General features: G+C 73.4%; 15 protein-coding genes. 11 read left to right on the forward strand and 4 right to left on the reverse strand.

Annotated features, from left to right (window positions below; genetic code table 11):
- Positions 1-51: 51 nt before the first annotated feature.
- Genes B085_RS0109675 through B085_RS0109685 form a run of 3 tightly spaced genes read left to right on the forward strand, consistent with a single transcriptional unit; the run spans position 52 to position 3,254 of the window.
- On the forward strand, positions 52-1,347 hold the full coding sequence (locus tag B085_RS0109675) for a histidine kinase (protein ID WP_018558376.1): 1,296 nt from the start codon (positions 52-54) through the stop codon (positions 1,345-1,347).
- Entirely contained in the window at positions 1,344-2,012 is a 669-nt protein-coding gene (locus tag B085_RS0109680) for a response regulator (protein WP_018558377.1), read from the forward strand. Before B085_RS0109675 ends, B085_RS0109680 begins: the two co-directional genes overlap by 4 nt.
- Before the next feature lie 24 nt (positions 2,013-2,036).
- Complete coding sequence (locus tag B085_RS0109685; RefSeq protein ID WP_018558378.1) at positions 2,037-3,254, forward strand: cytochrome P450; 1,218 nt, start codon at positions 2,037-2,039, stop codon at positions 3,252-3,254.
- 79 nt (positions 3,255-3,333) lie between these two features.
- Here the strand turns inward: B085_RS0109685 and B085_RS0109690 are convergent, their stop codons facing one another.
- Together B085_RS0109690 and B085_RS0109695 are read right to left on the reverse strand one after the other, a co-directional pair.
- Positions 3,334-4,917: an ABC transporter permease gene (locus B085_RS0109690; protein WP_018558379.1), complete on the reverse strand. Its 1,584-nt coding sequence runs from the start codon at positions 4,915-4,917 to the stop codon at positions 3,334-3,336.
- Positions 4,914-5,870: an ABC transporter ATP-binding protein gene (locus B085_RS0109695; RefSeq protein WP_037731521.1), complete on the reverse strand. Its 957-nt coding sequence runs from the start codon at positions 5,868-5,870 to the stop codon at positions 4,914-4,916. Before B085_RS0109695 ends, B085_RS0109690 begins: the two co-directional genes overlap by 4 nt.
- A gap of 101 nt (positions 5,871-5,971) precedes the next feature.
- Here B085_RS0109695 and B085_RS0109700 point away from each other — a divergent pair, with 101 nt between their 5' ends.
- The gene (locus B085_RS0109700) at positions 5,972-6,433 is read left to right on the forward strand and encodes a GbsR/MarR family transcriptional regulator (protein WP_234018538.1); all 462 of its coding nucleotides are present in this window, start codon (positions 5,972-5,974) and stop codon (positions 6,431-6,433) included.
- A 16-nt stretch (positions 6,434-6,449) separates the two neighbouring features.
- On the opposite strand, the gene B085_RS0109705 is transcribed toward B085_RS0109700, so the two are convergent.
- Positions 6,450-7,238 carry a hypothetical protein gene (locus B085_RS0109705; protein WP_018558382.1) on the reverse strand — a complete coding sequence of 263 codons (789 nt, stop codon included), beginning with the start codon at positions 7,236-7,238 and terminating at the stop codon, positions 6,450-6,452.
- A 188-nt stretch (positions 7,239-7,426) separates the two neighbouring features.
- Here B085_RS0109705 and B085_RS0109710 point away from each other — a divergent pair, with 188 nt between their 5' ends.
- The 4 genes from B085_RS0109710 to B085_RS0109725 all read left to right on the forward strand — a co-directional run bounded on the left by B085_RS0109710 (position 7,427) and on the right by B085_RS0109725 (position 11,719).
- Positions 7,427-8,710 carry an adenylosuccinate synthase gene (locus tag B085_RS0109710; RefSeq protein WP_026250860.1) on the forward strand — a complete coding sequence of 428 codons (1,284 nt, stop codon included), beginning with the start codon at positions 7,427-7,429 and terminating at the stop codon, positions 8,708-8,710.
- Positions 8,711-8,835: 125 nt separating this feature from the next.
- The gene (locus B085_RS0109715) at positions 8,836-10,194 is read left to right on the forward strand and encodes an aspartate aminotransferase family protein (protein ID WP_018558384.1); all 1,359 of its coding nucleotides are present in this window, start codon (positions 8,836-8,838) and stop codon (positions 10,192-10,194) included.
- Positions 10,195-10,321: 127 nt separating this feature from the next.
- Positions 10,322-11,008: a GntR family transcriptional regulator gene (locus tag B085_RS0109720; protein ID WP_018558385.1), complete on the forward strand. Its 687-nt coding sequence runs from the start codon at positions 10,322-10,324 to the stop codon at positions 11,006-11,008.
- Positions 11,009-11,065: 57 nt separating this feature from the next.
- The gene (locus tag B085_RS0109725) at positions 11,066-11,719 is read left to right on the forward strand and encodes a hypothetical protein (RefSeq protein WP_018558386.1); all 654 of its coding nucleotides are present in this window, start codon (positions 11,066-11,068) and stop codon (positions 11,717-11,719) included.
- Positions 11,720-11,749: 30 nt separating this feature from the next.
- On the opposite strand, the gene B085_RS0109730 is transcribed toward B085_RS0109725, so the two are convergent.
- Positions 11,750-12,499 carry an SLATT domain-containing protein gene (locus B085_RS0109730; protein ID WP_037731522.1) on the reverse strand — a complete coding sequence of 250 codons (750 nt, stop codon included), beginning with the start codon at positions 12,497-12,499 and terminating at the stop codon, positions 11,750-11,752.
- Between the two features lie 203 nt (positions 12,500-12,702).
- Here B085_RS0109730 and purD point away from each other — a divergent pair, with 203 nt between their 5' ends.
- The 3 genes from purD (at position 12,703) to B085_RS0109745 (ending at position 17,476) form a co-directional block, all read left to right on the forward strand.
- A complete protein-coding gene (purD, locus tag B085_RS0109735; RefSeq protein WP_018558388.1) occupies positions 12,703-13,953 on the forward strand; it encodes a phosphoribosylamine--glycine ligase in 1,251 nt (416 codons plus the stop codon).
- A gap of 190 nt (positions 13,954-14,143) precedes the next feature.
- Positions 14,144-15,823: a hypothetical protein gene (locus tag B085_RS0109740; protein WP_234018539.1), complete on the forward strand. Its 1,680-nt coding sequence runs from the start codon at positions 14,144-14,146 to the stop codon at positions 15,821-15,823.
- 144 nt (positions 15,824-15,967) lie between these two features.
- Positions 15,968-17,476, forward strand: a complete 1,509-nt coding sequence (locus tag B085_RS0109745) for a N,N-dimethylformamidase beta subunit family domain-containing protein (protein WP_037731533.1) — start codon at positions 15,968-15,970, stop codon at positions 17,474-17,476.
- Positions 17,477-17,508 lie beyond the last annotated feature (32 nt).

Raw genomic sequence — 17,508 nt, forward strand, 5'->3', positions numbered from 1 at the left:
ATCGTCTTCGCAGGTGACGACGGCGACGCACGGAGTCCCTACCGTGAGAGCGTGACCGAGACAAGCCAGACCTCGCTGCGGACCGAGCTCCGCATGGCCCGCGGCGCCCTCAGCGGGCTGCGGCACGACCTGATCACCGACGCCTTCGCCTTCCGGCCGATGGCGCCGCTGCGGGAAGGGCACGCGCTGCTCGCCCTGGTGCCGCGCAGGCTCCGGGGGTACGGGCGCTGGCTGCCGCACGCGGCGCTGACCGCCTTCACCTTCTTCCTGATGTTCGTCTCGCTGGAGACCCAGGGCGGGCCGGGCGGCCTGGTGCTGGCCCTGCTGATCGCCGTGCCCCTGCTCACCACGATGTTCCGGCCGATCGGGGCGTGGTGGCTGTCCGTCGGGGCCACGGTGCTCACCGGCGTGTTCACCGGTGACTCGTGGTCGTCCACGTACCCGTGGACGGACACCGGCTTCGTCGCGCACCTGACGGTGCTGGCCGTGGTGGCGGCGCGCACCCGGGCGCGGGTGGCTGCCGAGATGTGGCTGCTCACCGCCGCCTTGGCGCTGGTCTTCCAGCCGCTGTCGGGCATGTACGGCTCGGACCCGTTCATCATGATCTTCCTCTCCGCCGTCGTGCTGTCGGTCGTGTCGGCGGTGCGCGGGCTGCGCCAGTCCCGGCAGGAGGTCGCCGCCCAGGTCGCCGTGACCGAGGTCGAGCGGACCCGGCGCACGCTGCTGGAGGAGCGCACGACCATCGCCCGCGAGCTGCACGACGTCGTCGCCCACCACATGTCCGTGATCGCGATCCAGGCGGAGGCCGCGCCGTACCGCGTGGAGAACCCGCCCGAGGAGCTGACCAAGAGCTTCTCGATCATCCGCGAGAACGCCGTCATAGCCCTGACCGAGCTGCGCCGCGTCCTCGGGGTCGTACGCGCCGAGGACTACCAGGCCCCCGACGCGCCGCAGCCGACCCTCGCCGACCTCGACCGGCTGGTCGCCAACGTGCGCGAGGCGGGGCTGGACGTGGAGCGGACGGGGACCGGCGCGGTGCGCGAGCTCCCGCAGGGCGTGGAGCTGTCGGCGTACCGGATCATCCAGGAGGCACTGAGCAACACGCTGCGGCACGCGCCGGGCGCCGCCGCCCGGGTGGAGGTCAGCTACGTCCTCGGCGGGCTCGGGCTGCGTGTCGTCAACGGGCCGCCGCGCGGGCTGGTCAAGCCCTCACCGGGCGCCGGGCACGGGATCGCCGGCATGCGGGAGCGGGTGGCGATGCTGAGCGGCGAGATGACCGACGGGCCGACCGAGGACGGCGGCTACGAGGTCAGCGTGTTCATCCCGGTCCCCGGGGAGCGCGCATGAGCGGGAACACCATCCGGGTGCTGATCGCGGACGACCAGATGATGGTCCGCGAGGGCTTCTCGGTGCTGCTGGGCGCCCAGCCGGACATCGAAGTGGTCGGCGAGGCCGTCGACGGGCGGCAGGCGATCGAGCAGGTCGCGGCGCTGCGGCCGGACGTCGTGCTGATGGACATCCGCATGCCCGAGCTCAACGGGCTGGAGGCCACCCGGGAGATCGTCGCCGCGGACGCCGACGCGAAGGTGCTCGTGCTGACCACCTTCGACCTCGACGAGTACGTCTACCAGGCGCTGCGCGCGGGCGCGTCCGGCTTCCTGCTCAAGGACGCCTCGGCCCGCCAGCTCGCGGACGGCGTGCGGATCGTGGCCGCCGGCGACGCGCTGCTCGCCCCGGCGATCACCAAGCGGCTGATCACCGAGTTCAACCGGCTGGGCACGCCCCGGCCGCCCGCGCAGGACCGGGTCGGGGAGCTCACCGAGCGGGAGACGGAGGTGCTGGTGCTGGTCGCCCAGGGGCTGTCCAACGCGGAGATCGCCGACCACCTGGTGGTCGCCGAGTCGACGGTCAAGACCCATGTGAGCCGGGTCCTGGTGAAGCTGGGGCTGCGCGACCGGACCCAGGCGGCGGTCTTCGCGTACGAGGCGCGGCTGGTCACCCCGGGAGGCTGAGCGGGCGGAGGGTAGTCTCCGCACATGAGCAGCACCGCCACCGCCTTCGATCCCTGGTCGCCGCAGTTCGTCGCCGATCCCTACCCGGCCTACGCCCGGCTGCGCGCCGAGGGGCGCGCCCACTGGTTCGAGCCGAGCGGGCAGTGGCTCATCCCGCACTTCGCGGACGTCAGCGCGCTGCTGCGGGACCGGCGGCTCGGGCGGACGTATCTGCACCGCTTCACCCACGAGGAGTTCGGCAGGACCGCGCCGCCGCCTGAGCACGAGCCCTTCACCACGCTCAACGGCAACGGCCTGCTCGACCTCGAGGCCCCCGACCACACCCGTATCCGGCGGCTGGTCTCCAAGGCGTTCACCCCGCGCACGGTCGAGCGGCTCACGCCGACCGTGCAGCGGCTCGCCGGGGAACTGGTGGAGCGGCTGGTCGCGGAGGGCGGCGGCGACCTCGTCGCCATGGTCGCGGAGCCGCTGCCGGTGGCCGTCATCGCCGAGATGCTGGGGATACCGGCCGCGGACCGGCACCTGCTGCGGCCCTGGTCGGCCGACATCGTCGGGATGTTCGAGCTCAACCCCTCCGAGGAGGCCGCGCGCAAGGCGGTCCGCGCCAGCGAGGAGTTCTCCGCCTATCTGCGCGAGCTGATCGCCGAACGCCGCCAGACGCCCGGCGAGGACCTCATCAGCGCGCTGATCGCCGCGCACGACGAGGGCGACCGGCTCAGCGAGCAGGAGATGGTCTCCACCTGCGTGCTGCTGCTGAACGCGGGCCACGAGGCGACCGTCAACACCACCGCCAACGGCTGGTGGACGCTCTTCCGGCACCCCGCCCAACTGGCGGAGCTGCGTGCGGCACCGGAGGAGCTGCTGCCCACGGCGATCGAGGAGCTGCTGCGCTTCGACACCCCGCTGCAGATGTTCGAGCGCTGGGTGCTGGACGACATCGAGGTGGGCGGCACGGTGATCCCGCGCGGCAGTGAGGTGGCGCTGCTCTTCGGCTCCGCCAACCGCGACCCGGAGCGCTTCGCCGACCCCGACCGGCTGGACCTCTCCCGCGCCGACAACCCGCACATCACCTTCGGCGCCGGCATCCACTACTGCCTCGGCGCGCCGCTGGCCCGTATCGAGCTCGCCGCGTCCTTCACCGAGCTGCTGCGCCGCTCCCCGCGACTGGAGCTCGCGGCGGAGCCCGCCTGGAACGAGGGCTACGTCATCCGGGGTCTGCGCGAACTGCGCGTCACCTGCTAGGACGACACGGTCTGGGCCCGGCCGGGGCCCCGGCCCCGTACGACCGCGGGACCGGCCCCGGTGGGCCGGGTCCCGCGGCTCACGTCGTGATGTCGCGGCGGCGCAGCGCCGCGAGGCCCAGGGCGGCGAGCGCGAGGGCCAGTACGGTGAGCACCGCCAGCGGGGCCACGGTGACGTCCGCCGAGGGCACCTTCGGCAGGTGTGTGAAGACGGACAGGTCCATCACCCAGGGCGAGAGCCTGAGCGCGGGCCCGTAGAGCCCGATGGCGAGCGTCAGTGACGCCACCCCCCAGCTCGCCCGCGCGGCCTTCGGCGCCGCGCCGTACAGCAGCAGTGCCACCGCGGCCACGAACCAGACCGCGGGCAGCTGCACCAGGCCCGCCATCGTCAGCCGAGCTGTCTGGCCACCGGCGTCGCCGGTCGTCACGCCGTAGCCGAGCCCCATGGTGAAGCCGGAGACGGCCATCAGGAGGACGGAACCGGCGAAGGCGAGCAGCGCGTGGCCCGCGGCCCAGCGCACCCGGCCCACCCCGGTGGCGAGTACGGGCTCGGCGCGGCCGGAGTTCTCCTCGGCCTGGAGCCGGAGTACGGCCTGGACGGCGTAGATCGCGGCGATCATCCCCATCACCCCGGTCATCGAGGCGAGGTAGGAGTCGACCAGCCCGGAGGCGCCGCCCATGTCGCGCATGACGTCGGCGAGCCGCTCGTTGTCCCGGACGAGGTCGGCGGCTCCGTCCGCGAGGCCGCCCAGCGCGGCGCCGCCCGCGGCGAAGCCCGCCGTCCATCCCCACAGCGAGCCCCGCTGCAGCCGCCAGGCCAGCCCCTGGGCGGAGCGCAGACGGCGACCGGCGGTGGCCGGACCGGGGCGGGACGGCAGCAGGGAGGCGTCGATGTCGCGCCGGGCCACCAGGGCGTACGCGACGGCGACGAGACCGGCGGCCCAGGCCGCGAACAGGGCGGCCACCCACCAGCGTTCGTCCGCGAAGGGGCGGATGTTCTCCGCCCAGCCCAGCGGCGAGAGCCAGGTCAGGGTGCCGCTCCCGGCGTCGCCGACGGCGCGTGCCAGAAAGGCGAGGCCGAGGACCGCGCCCGAGATGCCCCGCGCCGCACGGGCGCTCTCCGTCAGCTGCGCCGCGACGGCCGCGACCGCGGCGAAGGAGCAGCCCGCGCCCGCGAAGGCGATCCCGAAGGCGACCGCGCCCCGCGCACCCTGCCCGAGCAGGGCCAGGGTGACCAGCAGCCCCAGGAGCAGCGCGGCGCCGAAGCCGGTGACCAGGGCGGCGGCCAGCGGCGCCCGGCGTCCGACGGCGCCCGCGCCGACCAGCTCCAGTCGGCCGGCCTCCTCTTCCTCCCGGGTGTGCCGCACGACCAGCAGGATCGCCATCAGCCCCGCCAGCGCCGAGCCGAAGGCCATCATGCGCCAGGCCGTCAGGCCTCCGATACCGGTGTCGAACACCGGCCCGTACAGGGCGCGCAGCGAGCCGTTGCCCGCGGTGCTCGCCGCGACCCCGGCCCGTTCCGCCGGGGTGTCGTAGAGGCCGCCGAAGGCCGAGGCCGTGGACGCGACCAGCAGCGCGATCGGCACGACCCAGGCGGGGATCATGACGCGATCCCTGCGCAGCGCGAGCCGGGTGAGCGTGCCCGTCCCGGTGAGGGCGTTCATCGCCGGGCCTCCGCGTCCGCCGCGAGGGCGCCGGTGGAGACGGCCGGGCCCTCGGGGCCGACGGCGCCCGGGCCGTTCTCGTAGTGCCGCAGGAACAACTCCTCCAGCGTCGGCGGAGTGCTCGTGAGGCTGCGCACTCCCGTCTCGCCCAGCCGCAGCAGCACGGCGTCGAGCTTGTCGGTGTCGACCTGCAGCCGCACATGGTCGCCGCGCACCTCGAGGTCGTGCACGCCCGGCAGCCCGCCGAGGCCTTCCGCCCGGCCCGCCAGCTCCGCGGTGACCGAGGTGCGGGTGAGGTGCCGCAGCTCGCCGAGGCTCCCCGTCTCCACCGTGCGGCCGCCCCGGATGATGCTGACCCGGTCGCACAGCGCCTCGACCTCGCCGAGGATGTGACTGGACAGCAGCACCGTCCGGCCGCGGTCGCGTTCCTCGCGGACGCACTCGCGGAAGACCTCCTCCATCAGCGGGTCGAGGCCGGAGGTGGGTTCGTCGAGTATCAGCAGGTCCACGTCGGAGGCGAACGCCGCCACGAGCGCCACCTTCTGACGGTTGCCCTTGGAGTACGCCCGCCCCTTCTTCGTCGGGTCCAGCTCGAAGCGCTCCAGCAACCGCCGCCTGCGCGCCTCGTCCAGCCCGCCGCGCAGCCGGCCCAGGAGGTCGATGGCCTCGCCCCCGCTGAGGTTGCGCCACAGGGTGACGTCACCCGGGACGTAGGCCAGGCGCCGGTGCAGCGTGACGGCGTCGCGCCACGGGTCGCCGCCGAGCAGCCGGGCCGCCCCCCGGTCCGCGCGCAGCAGCCCGAGCAGGATGCGGATGGTGGTGGACTTGCCGGCGCCGTTGGGCCCCAGGAAGCCGTGCACCTCTCCCTCTTCGACGGCCAGGTCGAGGCCGTCCAGCGCGTGCGTGCGGCCGAAGGACTTGTGCAGTCCGGCCACGCTGATTGCCTTCGTCATGATTCCGAACGTACAGTACTTTCACAAATTTGTGAAGTTAAGGAAATGTATAAACTTCGGGACGGGAGGCGATGACGGTGGCGGAGGATTCCTTGGAGCCGATGACGTTCGTCGAGCGCTTCGCGGCGGAGCTGGTCGAGGCGGGCATGCAGCGCATGGCGGCGCGCGTGTTCGCGGCGCTCCTCGCCTCGGACACCGGCGTGCTGAGCGCCGCCGAGCTGTCCGAACGGCTCCAGGCCAGCCCGGCCGCCGTCTCCGGCGCGGTCCGCTACCTGGCGCAGGTCGGCATGCTCACCCGCGAACGCGAGCCGGGCTCACGGCGCGAGCGCTACCGGGTGCACAGCGACCAGTGGTACGAGACCTTCACCCGCCGCGACCAGGTCCTCGCCCGCTGGGAGAACACCCTGCGCTCGGGCATCGACGCGCTCGGCCCGGAGACCGCGGCCGGCCGGCGGCTCGCGGAGACCGCCGCCTTCTTCGACTTCCTGCAGGACGAACTCGTGGACATGATGGCCCGCTGGCGCGAGCGCAAGTCGGAGCTGCGGGAACAGGGCGTCCTGTGACGGCCCTCCGGCCGGCCTAGTAGGCCGACCGCGGGACGGTCAGCCGCCAGGCGGAGGGCACGACCGTCCAGGTCCGGCGCCGGACGGGGCCGGCCGGCGCGGTGTCCGCCGTGTAGCGGAAGTCCCGTCCGGAGACGGTGACGCTCCGGGCGTGCACCGGGCCCGCGGGTGCCACACCCTCCCTGCGGACCAGCACCTCGGCGACGCCGGGCACCGCCGTGGAGACCGACACCTCTTCGACGCAGTCGTCCAGGTCGGCCAGCACCATCCCGTCCGCCTCGATCCGCAGCCGGTGGCCGCCGCGCATCCCAAGCCCCAGGTGCGGGGAGTGGCCGTTCAGGCTCAGCGTGCGGGCCAGTGAGCGGGCCCGCCGCTCCACCGGCGTCCACCAGGCGGGCGTCGCCGAGCCGATGCGCAGCGCGCCCAGCACGATGCCGCCGCTGTCGTCGAGCAGCAGGTCCAGCTCCCGCTCCGCCCCGTCCAGCACCGCCCGGGCCGCGCTCACCGCCCCGCCCGGCACGCCCAGCGCCCGCGCCAGGCCGGTCCGCCGTCCGACCGGCACCAGGCCGACGACGGCCTCGCCCAGCCCCCGGGCCGAGTGCAGCGTCCGTACCGTGCGCAGCAGCGCCGCGTCGTCGCCCACGACCACCGGGCGCCGCCGGCCCCGGTGCTCCAGCACCCGGACGGCCTCCTCCTCGGACTCCGGAAGAGCGATCTTCACGGAGGGGGCTCCCCCGCACAGCACGTCCTTCGCGATGCGTACGGATTCGCCGTCCATGACGCGGGCGGCAGGGTCGATGACCACGAGCAGAGGCTGCCCGGACGGTCGCTGAGCCGACACCTTGGTCCTTCCTCAGGTAACATCTCGGTGCAAGAGCCCCTTGCGCTGCCTTGCGCCAGGGGCTTCGTCTATTTCCGGGGCACCGGTCCGACGGCTCTCCCCGCCATGGGGAGCCACGTTGGACATGCCCCGCCCGGAAGGGGTGTACGCCTGTGCCCGCACTTGTGCTGCTCGGTGCTCAGTGGGGTGATGAGGGCAAGGGAAAGGCCACCGACCTGCTCGGTGGCTCCGTGGACTACGTGGTGCGCTACCAGGGCGGCAACAACGCCGGCCACACGGTCGTCGTCGGCGACCAGAAGTACGCGCTCCACCTCCTGCCTTCCGGGATCCTGTCGCCGGGGTGCACCCCGGTCATCGGCAACGGCGTCGTTGTCGACCCGGCGGTCCTGCTCTCCGAGCTGAGCGGGCTGAACGAGCGCGGCGTCGACACGTCCAAGCTCCTCATCAGCGGTAACGCGCACCTGATCACGCCGTACCACCAGACGCTCGACAAGGTGACGGAACGCTTCCTCGGCAAGCGCAAGATCGGCACCACCGGCCGCGGCATCGGCCCCGCCTACGCCGACAAGATCAACCGTGTGGGCATCCGCGTCCAGGACCTCTTCGACGAGTCGATCCTCCGTCAGAAGGTCGAGGCGGCACTCCACGACAAGAACCAGGTCCTGATCAAGATCTTCAACCGCCGTGCCATCGGCATCGACCAGGTGGTCGAGGAGTACCTGGGCTACGCGGAGCAGATCAAGGACTACGTCGCCGACACGACGCTGGTCCTCAACACCGCGCTCGACGAGGGCAAGGTCGTCCTCCTCGAAGGCGGCCAGGGCACCCTGCTGGACGTCGACCACGGCACGTACCCCTTCGTGACCTCGTCCAACCCGACGGCCGGCGGCGCCTGCACCGGCTCCGGCATCGGCCCCACCAAGATCAGCCGGGTCATCGGCATCCTGAAGGCGTACACGACCCGCGTGGGCGCGGGCCCGTTCCCGACCGAGCTGTTCGACGAGGACGGCGACGCCCTGCGGCGTATCGGCGGCGAGCGCGGGGTCACCACCGGCCGCGACCGCCGCTGCGGCTGGTTCGACGCGGTGATCGCCCGCTACGCGACCCGGGTCAACGGCCTCACCGACTTCTTCCTCACCAAGCTCGACGTGCTCACCGGCTGGGAGCAGATCCCGGTCTGCGTCGCCTACGAGATCGACGGCAAGCGCGTCGAGGAACTCCCGTTCAGTCAGACGGACTTCCACCACGCCAAGCCGGTCTACGAGACCCTGCCCGGGTGGAGCGAGGACATCAGCAAGGCGAAGACCTTCTCCGACCTGCCGAAGAACGCCCAGGCGTACGTCAAGGCGCTGGAGGAGATGTCCGGGGCCCCGATCTCGGCCATTGGCGTCGGCCCGGGCCGCACCGAGACCATCGAGATCAACTCCTTCCTCTGAGAGACGCCTCCGGGCGACGTTTCCGAGGGACGGCGGCGGCGCGCGCTACAACCTGTCGGCGCGCCTGGCCACCGTCATACAGGGTGCCAATGTCGTGCGCCCGGGCCGTTGCTTAGCCTGGGCGCATGACCCCTCCTTTCGCCGACCCCGAGACCGGTGCCGCCGTCAAGGCCGCCGACCGCGCCCACGTCTTCCACTCCTGGTCCGCGCAAGGACTGATCGACCCGCTGCCGGTCGCGGGGGCCGAGGGCGCCTACTTCTGGGACTACGACGGCAACCGCTACCTGGACTTCACCAGCGGCCTGGTGTTCACCAACATCGGTTACCAGCACCCCGCGGTCGTCGCCGCCATCCAGGAGCAGGCCGCGAAGCTCGTCACCTTCGCGCCCGCCTTCGCCCTGGAGTCGCGCTCTGAGGCCGCCCGGCTGATCGCCGAGCGTACGCCCGGCGACCTGGACAAGATCTTCTTCACCAACGGCGGCGCCGAGGCCGTCGAGAACGCGGTACGGCTCGCCCGGCTGCACACCGGCCGCCCCAAGGTGCTCTCCGCGTACCGCTCGTACCACGGTGCCACCTCGGCCGCGATCAACCTCACCGGCGATCCGCGCCGCTGGCCCTCCGACAGCGGCTCGGCCGGCGTCGTGCACTTCTGGGCGCCGTTCCTCTACCGTTCGCCCTTCCACTCGGAGACCGAGGAGCAGGAGCGCGACCGGGCGCTTCAGCACCTCGAGGACACCATCGTGTTCGAGGGCCCGCAGACCGTCGCCGCGATCGTCCTGGAGACGGTGCCGGGCACCGCGGGCATCATGGTGCCGCCGCCGGGCTACCTGGCCGGCGTGCGCGAGATCTGCGACCGGTACGGGATCGTCTTCGTCCTCGACGAGGTCATGGCCGGGTTCGGCCGCACCGGCAGCTGGTTCGCCGCCGAGCGGTTCGACGTCATCCCCGACCTGCTCACCTTCGCCAAGGGCGTCAACTCCGGCTATGTGCCGCTCGGCGGTGTCGCGATCAGCGAGGAGATCGCCGCGACCTTCGCCACCCGCCCCTACCCGGGCGGACTCACCTACTCCGGCCATCCGCTGGCCTGCGCCGCGGCCGTCGCCACGATCCGGGTGATGGAGGACGAGGGCGTCGTCGAGCACGCCGCCGCGCTCGGTGAGAAGGTGATCGGCCCCGGCCTGCGGGAACTCGCCGAACGCCACCCCTCGGTCGGCGAGGTGCGCGGCCTGGGCGCCTTCTGGGCGGTGGAGCTGGTGCGCGACCGCGGAACCCGCGAGCCGCTGGTCCCCTACAACGCGGCGGGCGAGGCGAACGCCCCCATGGCGGCCTTCGCGGCGGCCTGCAAGAAGAGCGGACTGTGGCCGTTCGTCAACATGAACCGCACCCATGTGGTGCCCGCCTGCAACATCACCGAGGCCGAGGCCAAGGAGGGCCTGGCGCTCCTCGACGCGGCGCTGGCCGTCGCCGACGAGCACACGCGCTGAGCGCGCCCGGCGGGTGCAGGGGCCGTCGGTGAGCCGCACCACAGGTGTGGACCACTCGCGGCCCGGCCTCGCATAGGGTGTGGCGGAGCCGTAAGCGCACCGCCACATCTTGTAGGGAGGCACCGGCATGCCGGAAGGCCCAGCGGGCGGAACCGTCCGTCGGAGCAGTCTGCGGCAGCAGATAGCCGACGCGCTCCGCGACGAGGTGCTCACCGGGCGCATGACGGCCGGGCGGCACTTCACGGTCAAGGAGATCGCGGAGCTGTACGGCGTGTCCGCGACCCCGGTCCGCGAGGCCCTGGTCGACCTGGCGGCGCAGGGGCTGCTCGACGTCGAGCACCACCGCGGCTTCCAGGTACGGCGTTTCACCGACGCCGAGTTCCGCTCCATGGTGGAGGCGCGCACCCTCGTCGTCGAGGGGATCTTCCGCCGCATCGCCGCGCGCGGCATGCGCGAGGTGGACCCCAAGGAGCTGGCCTCCGTACGGCGCCGGGCCGAGGCGGCCTCGCGCGCCTCCCGGGCCGGCGAGCTGGACGTCCTCATCGGCTACGACATCCGCTTCTGGCGCGAGTTGACCGCGCTGGCCGGGAACGCCCACGTCGGCGACTTCCTCGACCGGATCCGCACCCAGACCTGGGTGTACGCCGTGCCCTATCTGCGCGGCCGGCCGGACGTGGCGGGTCTGTGCTGGTCGGACCACGTGGCCCTGGTCGCCGCGATCGAGAAGCGGGACACGGAGGCGGCCCAGCGCGTCGTCGAGGAGTTCAACGACCACTCCCTCGCGCTCATGCGGCGACTGGCCGCGGGCCGGTAGGAACGGCCGCCGCCCACTACGCTGGTCCGACCACGCACGGAAGGACTTTGAGCGCCTGTGGCCTGCGACTTGTGGCTGGTTCCCCTGGTGGACGTGCTCTGCCACAGCCCCGACAACCCGTTCGCCGAGGAGATCGCCCGCTATGACAAGGCGTTGAACGACGCCGGGCTCCCCCCGGTGCCCGTCTACAGCTACATGCCGGGCCTGTCCGGCGACGTGGCCCCGGTCGCGGGCTTCGACTACGACGCGCTGCACTTCCTGCGCCGCGCGTACCTGCTGCACATCCAGGGCCTCGCGGTCGCCCCGGTCGACGAACTCGGCGGCGACTACGAGCAGTTGCTGGAGATGTTCGAGACCACCGCCCAGCAGTCGCATCTCGTCTGGCACTACGACCACGCGGGCGCGTACGTCCCCCTCGACTTCGCCCACCCGCTGGTCAACGACGAACTCCTCGACGCCGGCGGCCCACTGGGCTCCGCCCACGGCCTGCTGCGCGAGCTCGAGTTCGTCGCCCCGGTGATCGGCATCGACCCGCGCAACCCTCCGCCCGCCCCGGCGCCGCCTGCCGGACCCACCGAGCTGGAGGAGCCGGCGGCCCCGCCGGCGTACCACGACGGCAGCCCCTTCGCGCGGGAGCGCCACGTGTGGCTCGGGCTGCACGCGGCGGCGACGCGTGCGCTGGGTCAGGGTTCGATGATCGTCTTCAGTTAGGCCCGGGTCCGGGGGCGCTCCCGGCGGTGGTCAGCTCGCGCGGGGGCCCTCCGGAGGGCGCTGGCGCGGCATGCTCGGCCGACCGCCGGGCAGCAGCGGGAACCGGCCGCCGCTGCCGGACGAGGCGCCCTCAGCGCCCCGGGTGCTCCCCGCCCAGGTGAGGGACTGGGTCCGCAGCGGGGCGGCACCGGCCCGGAAGTCCACCATCCAGTCGGCGGTCTCGCAGCGCACCAGCTCCGAGACGTCCTCACTGAAGCGGCGCAGCACCGAAAGGCAGCGCTCGGCGGCCTCGGCCGCCGTGCCCTCCGTCGGGCCCAGGACCTCGCGGACCGACTCGGACGCCCAGTCGAAGCGCAGCGCCTCCATCCGGCGCTGCACGGCCTGGGCGGTCGCCATGTCCCGCATCCAGCCCGCCGTCAGCCCGAGGTAGCGGTCCAGGCCCACGCACACGACCGCCAGCACCAGCGCGGCGTACGCCCAGCGGATGCGGCCGCCCGCGCCCATGACGGCGAGCACGGCGCCGGACGTGGCGAAGAGGGCGGCGCCGACCCGGAGCGACCTGGCCCAGCGGCGCTTGCGCAGGCGGTCGGCGAGGTACCACTCGACGGTGCGCAGGGCGTCCGCCTCCACCCAGCGGTAGAGCTCCTCCAGCCGCTCGGCCGGCTCCCCCCAGTCGCCGAGCGGGAAGGGCAGCGCCCGCAGGTCCTCCTGCCTGTGCAGCGCGCGCCGCTTCGGCTTCTCCCGGGGGACCTCCTCGGGATACATGTCCGGCTGGCTCACCTGCACGCTCCCTCGCGACTTCCGATGACGAGGCACCTTCTTACCGCCGAACGGCTGACCCCGCGAGCGTCATCCGGCAGTTTCCGCCCTTACGAGTTGCTTGATCAGGTATGGGTTCGCGCCGCGGGCACCCGAAAGAGTGAGCCGGGAGCCGTGGCGACCGGCCCGCGGGGCGGAGGCCGGCAGCCGATACCCTGGGCACCGTGAACGTGCTTGTGATCGGCGGCGGAGCCCGCGAACACGCCCTGTGCCGTGCCCTTTCCCTCGACCCCGACGTGGAGTCGCTGCACTGCGCGCCCGGGAACGCCGGCATCGCCGAGGTGGCGGAGCTGCACGCGGTCGACGCCCTGGACGGCGCGGCCGTGGCGGATCTCGCCGAGCGGCTCGGCGCCGACTTCGTCGTGGTGGGCCCGGAGGCCCCCCTCGTGGCGGGTGTGGCCGACGCCGTGCGCGCCCGCGGCATCGACTGCTTCGGTCCTTCCGGGCAGGCGGCGGCCCTGGAGGGCTCGAAGGCGTTCGCCAAGGACGTGATGGCCGCGGCCGGCGTGCCGACCGCCCGTTCCTATGTGTGCACCACCCCCGCCGAGGTGGACGACGCGCTGGACGCCTTCGGCGCCCCGTACGTCGTGAAGGACGACGGTCTCGCCGCGGGCAAGGGCGTCGTGGTGACCGACGACCTGGAGGCCGCGCGGGCGCACGCCAACTCCTGCGAGCGCGTCGTCATCGAGGAGTACCTGGACGGCCCCGAGGTCTCCCTGTTCGCCGTCACCGACGGCGAGACGGTGGTCCCGCTGCAGCCCGCGCAGGACTTCAAGCGCGCCCACGACGCCGACGAGGGTCCCAACACCGGTGGCATGGGCGCGTACAGCCCGCTGCCGTGGGCCGATCCGCGGCTGGTCGAGGAGGTGGAGCGCACGGTGCTCCAGCCCACCGTCGACGAGCTGCGCCGCCGTGGCACCCCCTTCGCCGGACTGCTCTACGCGGGGCTGGCGATCACCTCGCGCGGTGTGCGGGTGATCGAGTTCAACGCGCGCTTCGGCGACCCGGAGACGCAGGTCGTGCTGGCCCGGCTCAGGACCCCGCTGGCGGGCCTGCTGCGCGCCGCGGCGACCGGCCGGCTGGCCGACTTCCCCCCGCTGCGCTGGAGCGACGGCGCCGCCGTGACGGTGGTCGTCGCCTCGGAGAACTACCCCGGCACCCCGCGCACCGGCGACCCGATCACGGGCCTGGACGAGGTCGCGGAGCGGGACGAGCACGCCTACGTGCTGCACGCGGGCACCGCGGCGGACGCGGAGGGCCGCGTGGTGAGCGCCGGGGGCCGCGTACTGTCCGTCACGGCCACCGGTGCCGATCTGGCCGAGGCCAGGAAGCGCGCCTACCGGGCGGTGGGACGTATCGGGCTGAAGGGCTCGCACCACCGTTCGGATATCGCAGAGAAGGCCGCCCAGGCCTGAATCAGCGGGCAAGGCCACTCCAAGGGGTGATGCCTTCGCCATCCTGCTGACGTGAGCCCCGAGCCCAACTACTGTGCCCGGCAAGCGCACTGTGGCACCCCGTCATCACCGCACTATCGGCCCTACCGGCATTGCGGTGTCGGTGGGCGGTGCGACAGTGGGGGCATGCAGTCGCGTCAGCAGCTTGGGGGTGAGCACACCGTTGGCCGGGGAAGCAGGTGAGGGTCACGCGCGGTCACGCGCGCTCGCCGTCCTGCGCATCCGCAGCGCCGCGCTGGCGGTCGCGCTGCTGCCCGCGGCGGTGGCTGTCGTACTGCTGGTCGGCGGCGCGACGGGCCGCATCGTCGGCGACGCCTCCGAGGTGCTGCGCTGGGCGGTGGTCGCGGGCGCGCTGCTCGTGCTGCTGCTCGCGGCCGGTGTCGCGGCGGTGATCGTACGGGCCAGGCCGGCCGTGAGCCCGACCGTGGCCGTCTCCGAGGCATCCGCCCCCGACCTGTACCGCATGGTGCGTGACCTGGCCGTCCGCCTGCAGGTACCGGCCCCCTCGGCGATAGAGCTGACCCCGGACTGCGACAGCTGGCTGGAGGACCGCACCCACCGGCGGCGGCGCAGCGCGCCGTCCGAGGCGCCCGCGCTGGTGATCGGCTCGCCGTTCATGTGGTGGATGCGGGTCGCGGAGCTGCGCGCCCTGCTCGCCCCCGTCGTGGCGGGTACGGGCCCGGCCGCCGATCCCGACATCGCGGCCGCCCGCCGCTTCGTGCGCGGCCTGGACGCCGCCGTCGGCGTGGCGACCGCCCCCCGGGAGTCCTCGGCGGTCGGCCTTGTGCGCCGCCCCGCGTACGGGTTCCTGGGCTGGGTCGCCAAGCTGCTGCTGCGCGGCTGCCGGGCGCACGCGGCGGAGATGGAGCGCGCGGTGGCCGCCTCCGCATCCGAGCGGGCCCAGGCCGTCGACTACGGGCTCCGCATCGTCGCCCAGGAGCAGGTGGGGCTGGCCTACGCGGGGTGGGACCGGCTGCTGACCCGGGTCGCGCTGCCCGCCTGGCGCATGGGGCGCTGGCCGTCCCGCCTCGACGCGGGCGTGGTCGCGGCCCTGACCGAGCTGTCCCGGCGGGACCGGCTGGCCGAGGGCTTCGAGACCCGCCTCGGCGAGCGCCCGGCGTGCGACCTGCTGGACGAGCCCGGCACGGTGGACGAGGCGGCCTCGCTGCTCGCCGCCCGGCTGTTCCACGGCGGCCCGCGGCGGTCCGGCCCGGAGTGGGCGCCCGTCGGCTGGGACACCTATCCGCAGGAGGTCGTGGACCGCATCTGGCGCAGCGACGCCTCCCGCCTGGTCAGCGTCCTGGACGAGGTGCACGAGCCCGCGGGGGTCCCCGGGAGCCGGCGCATATCCGTGGCCTCCGGCGGGTCCAGGAGCGCGGTGGACGACTGTGACGCACCGGGGCGTGCGACCCTGGCCCGGGTGCTGGAGCGGCTCGCCGCGGGCGGCGGCGAGGAGCTGGCGGCCCGCATCACCCGGCACGTGGCCCGTGAGGAGGCCGTGCGCGATGCGGCCGTGCGGGAGGAGTCCGCCGGCCAGGTCCCGCCCGAGGGCGCTTTCACGCCCGTCTACCACCTGCTCCCGCCGCGGACCGGCCGCGAGCTGCTCACCGACCACGTGACCGCGATGGTCTGCTGCGCCGCGGTGGACACCGCCGGCGCCGCCCCGGGCCTGGACTGGCTGGACGGACCGGCCCTGCTGGTCGGCGGGGTACGCAAGGGAGATCTGGCCTGGCCCGTGCTCCGGCTCGTGGAGAACGGCGACGCCGCCCCCCTGCGTTCCTGGCTCAGTGCCGTGGGCGTACGCCCCGAGAAGCCGATACGGCTCATCTGACGGAAAATTGGCGGGGTTTGTCCGCCCCGGCGTGAAATCCTGGCGATAATGCACCACGAACAGTAACCAAGTCAGCGCATCCTGTGATGTGCTGGATGTGCGCACATGCACACCACCTCGGGGGACGACGAGGAGGGGACCATCGTGGTGAAGGAGCAGGTCCGCCGCTGGCAGTCCGGGGCACTGGCGCACGGGGTCACCGACCCCTTCGGGCAGGGCCCGGTGCCGTGGCTGCGTGGTGCGGTGCAGTATCTGGACGACACCGGCCAGGTCGTGCCGTGGTACGTCGACCTGGCGGCGAGCCGCGGGGAACCCGGGGGCTCCCCGGGCGACACCGTGGGGCGTACGCCCCGCGTACCCGGTCCGCGCGCCGCCGACGACGTGCGGTGCCAGGTCAAGGGCTTCGCGCCGGGCGCCTCCGTGGCCCCCGGCGACGCCATCGACTTCCGGATCACCGTCGACCCGCCGCAGAGCTTCGGCATCGACGTCTACCGGATCGGCCACTACAGCGGGGACGGCGCCGCCCAGTTCACGTCCAGCCCCCGGCTGTCCGGCATCGTCCAGCCCACACCGCTGGCGGCCGGGCGCACGGTCTCCTGCCACCACTGGTGGCAGTCCTGGCGGCTGCAGGTGCCCTCGCACTGGAAGCCCGGCGCCTATGTCGCCGTCCTCACCACCCAGGACGGCTACCGCAGCCACATCCCGTTCACCGTGCGCGACGACCGGCCGGCCGATCTGCTCCTACTGCTGCCCGACGTCACCTGGCAGGCGTACAACCTCTACCCCGAGGACGGCCGCACGGGCGCCAGCCTGTACCACGCGTGGGACGAGAAGGGCCGCCTGCTGGGCGAGGAGGAGGCCGCTGTCACCGTCTCCTTCGACCGCCCGTACGCGGGCGCGGGCCTCCCGCTGCACGTCGGCCACGCCTACGACTTCATCCGCTGGGCCGAGCGCTACGGCTACGACCTGGCCTACGCCGACGCCCGCGACCTGCACGCGGGGCGGATCGATCCTTCGCGCTACCGGGGCATGGTCTTCCCCGGTCACGACGAGTACTGGTCGGTCCCCATGCGGCGCGCCGTCGAGGCGGCCAGGGACGGCGGCACCTCACTGGTCTTCCTGTCCGCCAACACCATGTACTGGCAGACCGAGCTGGGCCCCTCCCCGTCCGGCGACCCCGACCGTTTGCTCAGCTGCCGCAAGCGCCGCGGCCACCCGCCGGGCCGCAGCGCCCTGTGGCGCGACATGGGCGAGCCCGAACAGCTGCTGATCGGCGTGCAGTACGCGGGCCGGGTGCCCGAACCGTCCCCGCTGGTGGTGCGGAACGCCGGCCACTGGCTGTGGGAGGCCACCGGCGCCGAGGAGGGCGAGGAGATCCCGGGCCTGGTCGCGGGCGAGGCGGACCGTTACTTCCCGCGTACACAGCTGCCCGACTACATGGAGCGGATCCTGCTCGCGCACTCCCCGTACGAGGACTCGGCGGGCCGCCGGGCGCACCAGGAGACCTCCCTGTACCGGGCGCCCGGCGGGGCGCTGGTCTTCGCCTCCGGCACCTTCGCCTGGTCCCCGGCGCTGGACCGCCCGGGCCACGTCGACCCCCGTATCCAGCGCGCCACCGCCAACCTCCTGGACCACATCTGCAAGCACGGCTGACCCCGCGTCGCGCCCGCCTGGCACGAGTACGG

The sequence above is a fragment of the Streptomyces sp. BoleA5 genome (assembly GCF_000373665.1).
Classification (GTDB): domain Bacteria; phylum Actinomycetota; class Actinomycetes; order Streptomycetales; family Streptomycetaceae; genus Actinacidiphila.

Coding starts and splice junctions, on each gene's coding strand:
- B085_RS0109680 (WP_018558377.1), top strand. CDS start 1,344: ATGAGCGGGAACACCATCCGGGTGCTGATCGCGGACGACCAGATGATG.
- B085_RS0109685 (WP_018558378.1), top strand. CDS start 2,037: ATGAGCAGCACCGCCACCGCCTTCGATCCCTGGTCGCCGCAGTTCGTC.
- B085_RS0109700 (WP_234018538.1), top strand. CDS start 5,972: ATGACGTTCGTCGAGCGCTTCGCGGCGGAGCTGGTCGAGGCGGGCATG.
- B085_RS0109695 (WP_037731521.1), bottom strand. CDS start 5,870: ATGACGAAGGCAATCAGCGTGGCCGGACTGCACAAGTCCTTCGGCCGC.
- B085_RS0109715 (WP_018558384.1), top strand. CDS start 8,836: ATGACCCCTCCTTTCGCCGACCCCGAGACCGGTGCCGCCGTCAAGGCC.
- B085_RS0109720 (WP_018558385.1), top strand. CDS start 10,322: ATGCCGGAAGGCCCAGCGGGCGGAACCGTCCGTCGGAGCAGTCTGCGG.
- B085_RS0109690 (WP_018558379.1), bottom strand. CDS start 4,917: ATGAACGCCCTCACCGGGACGGGCACGCTCACCCGGCTCGCGCTGCGC.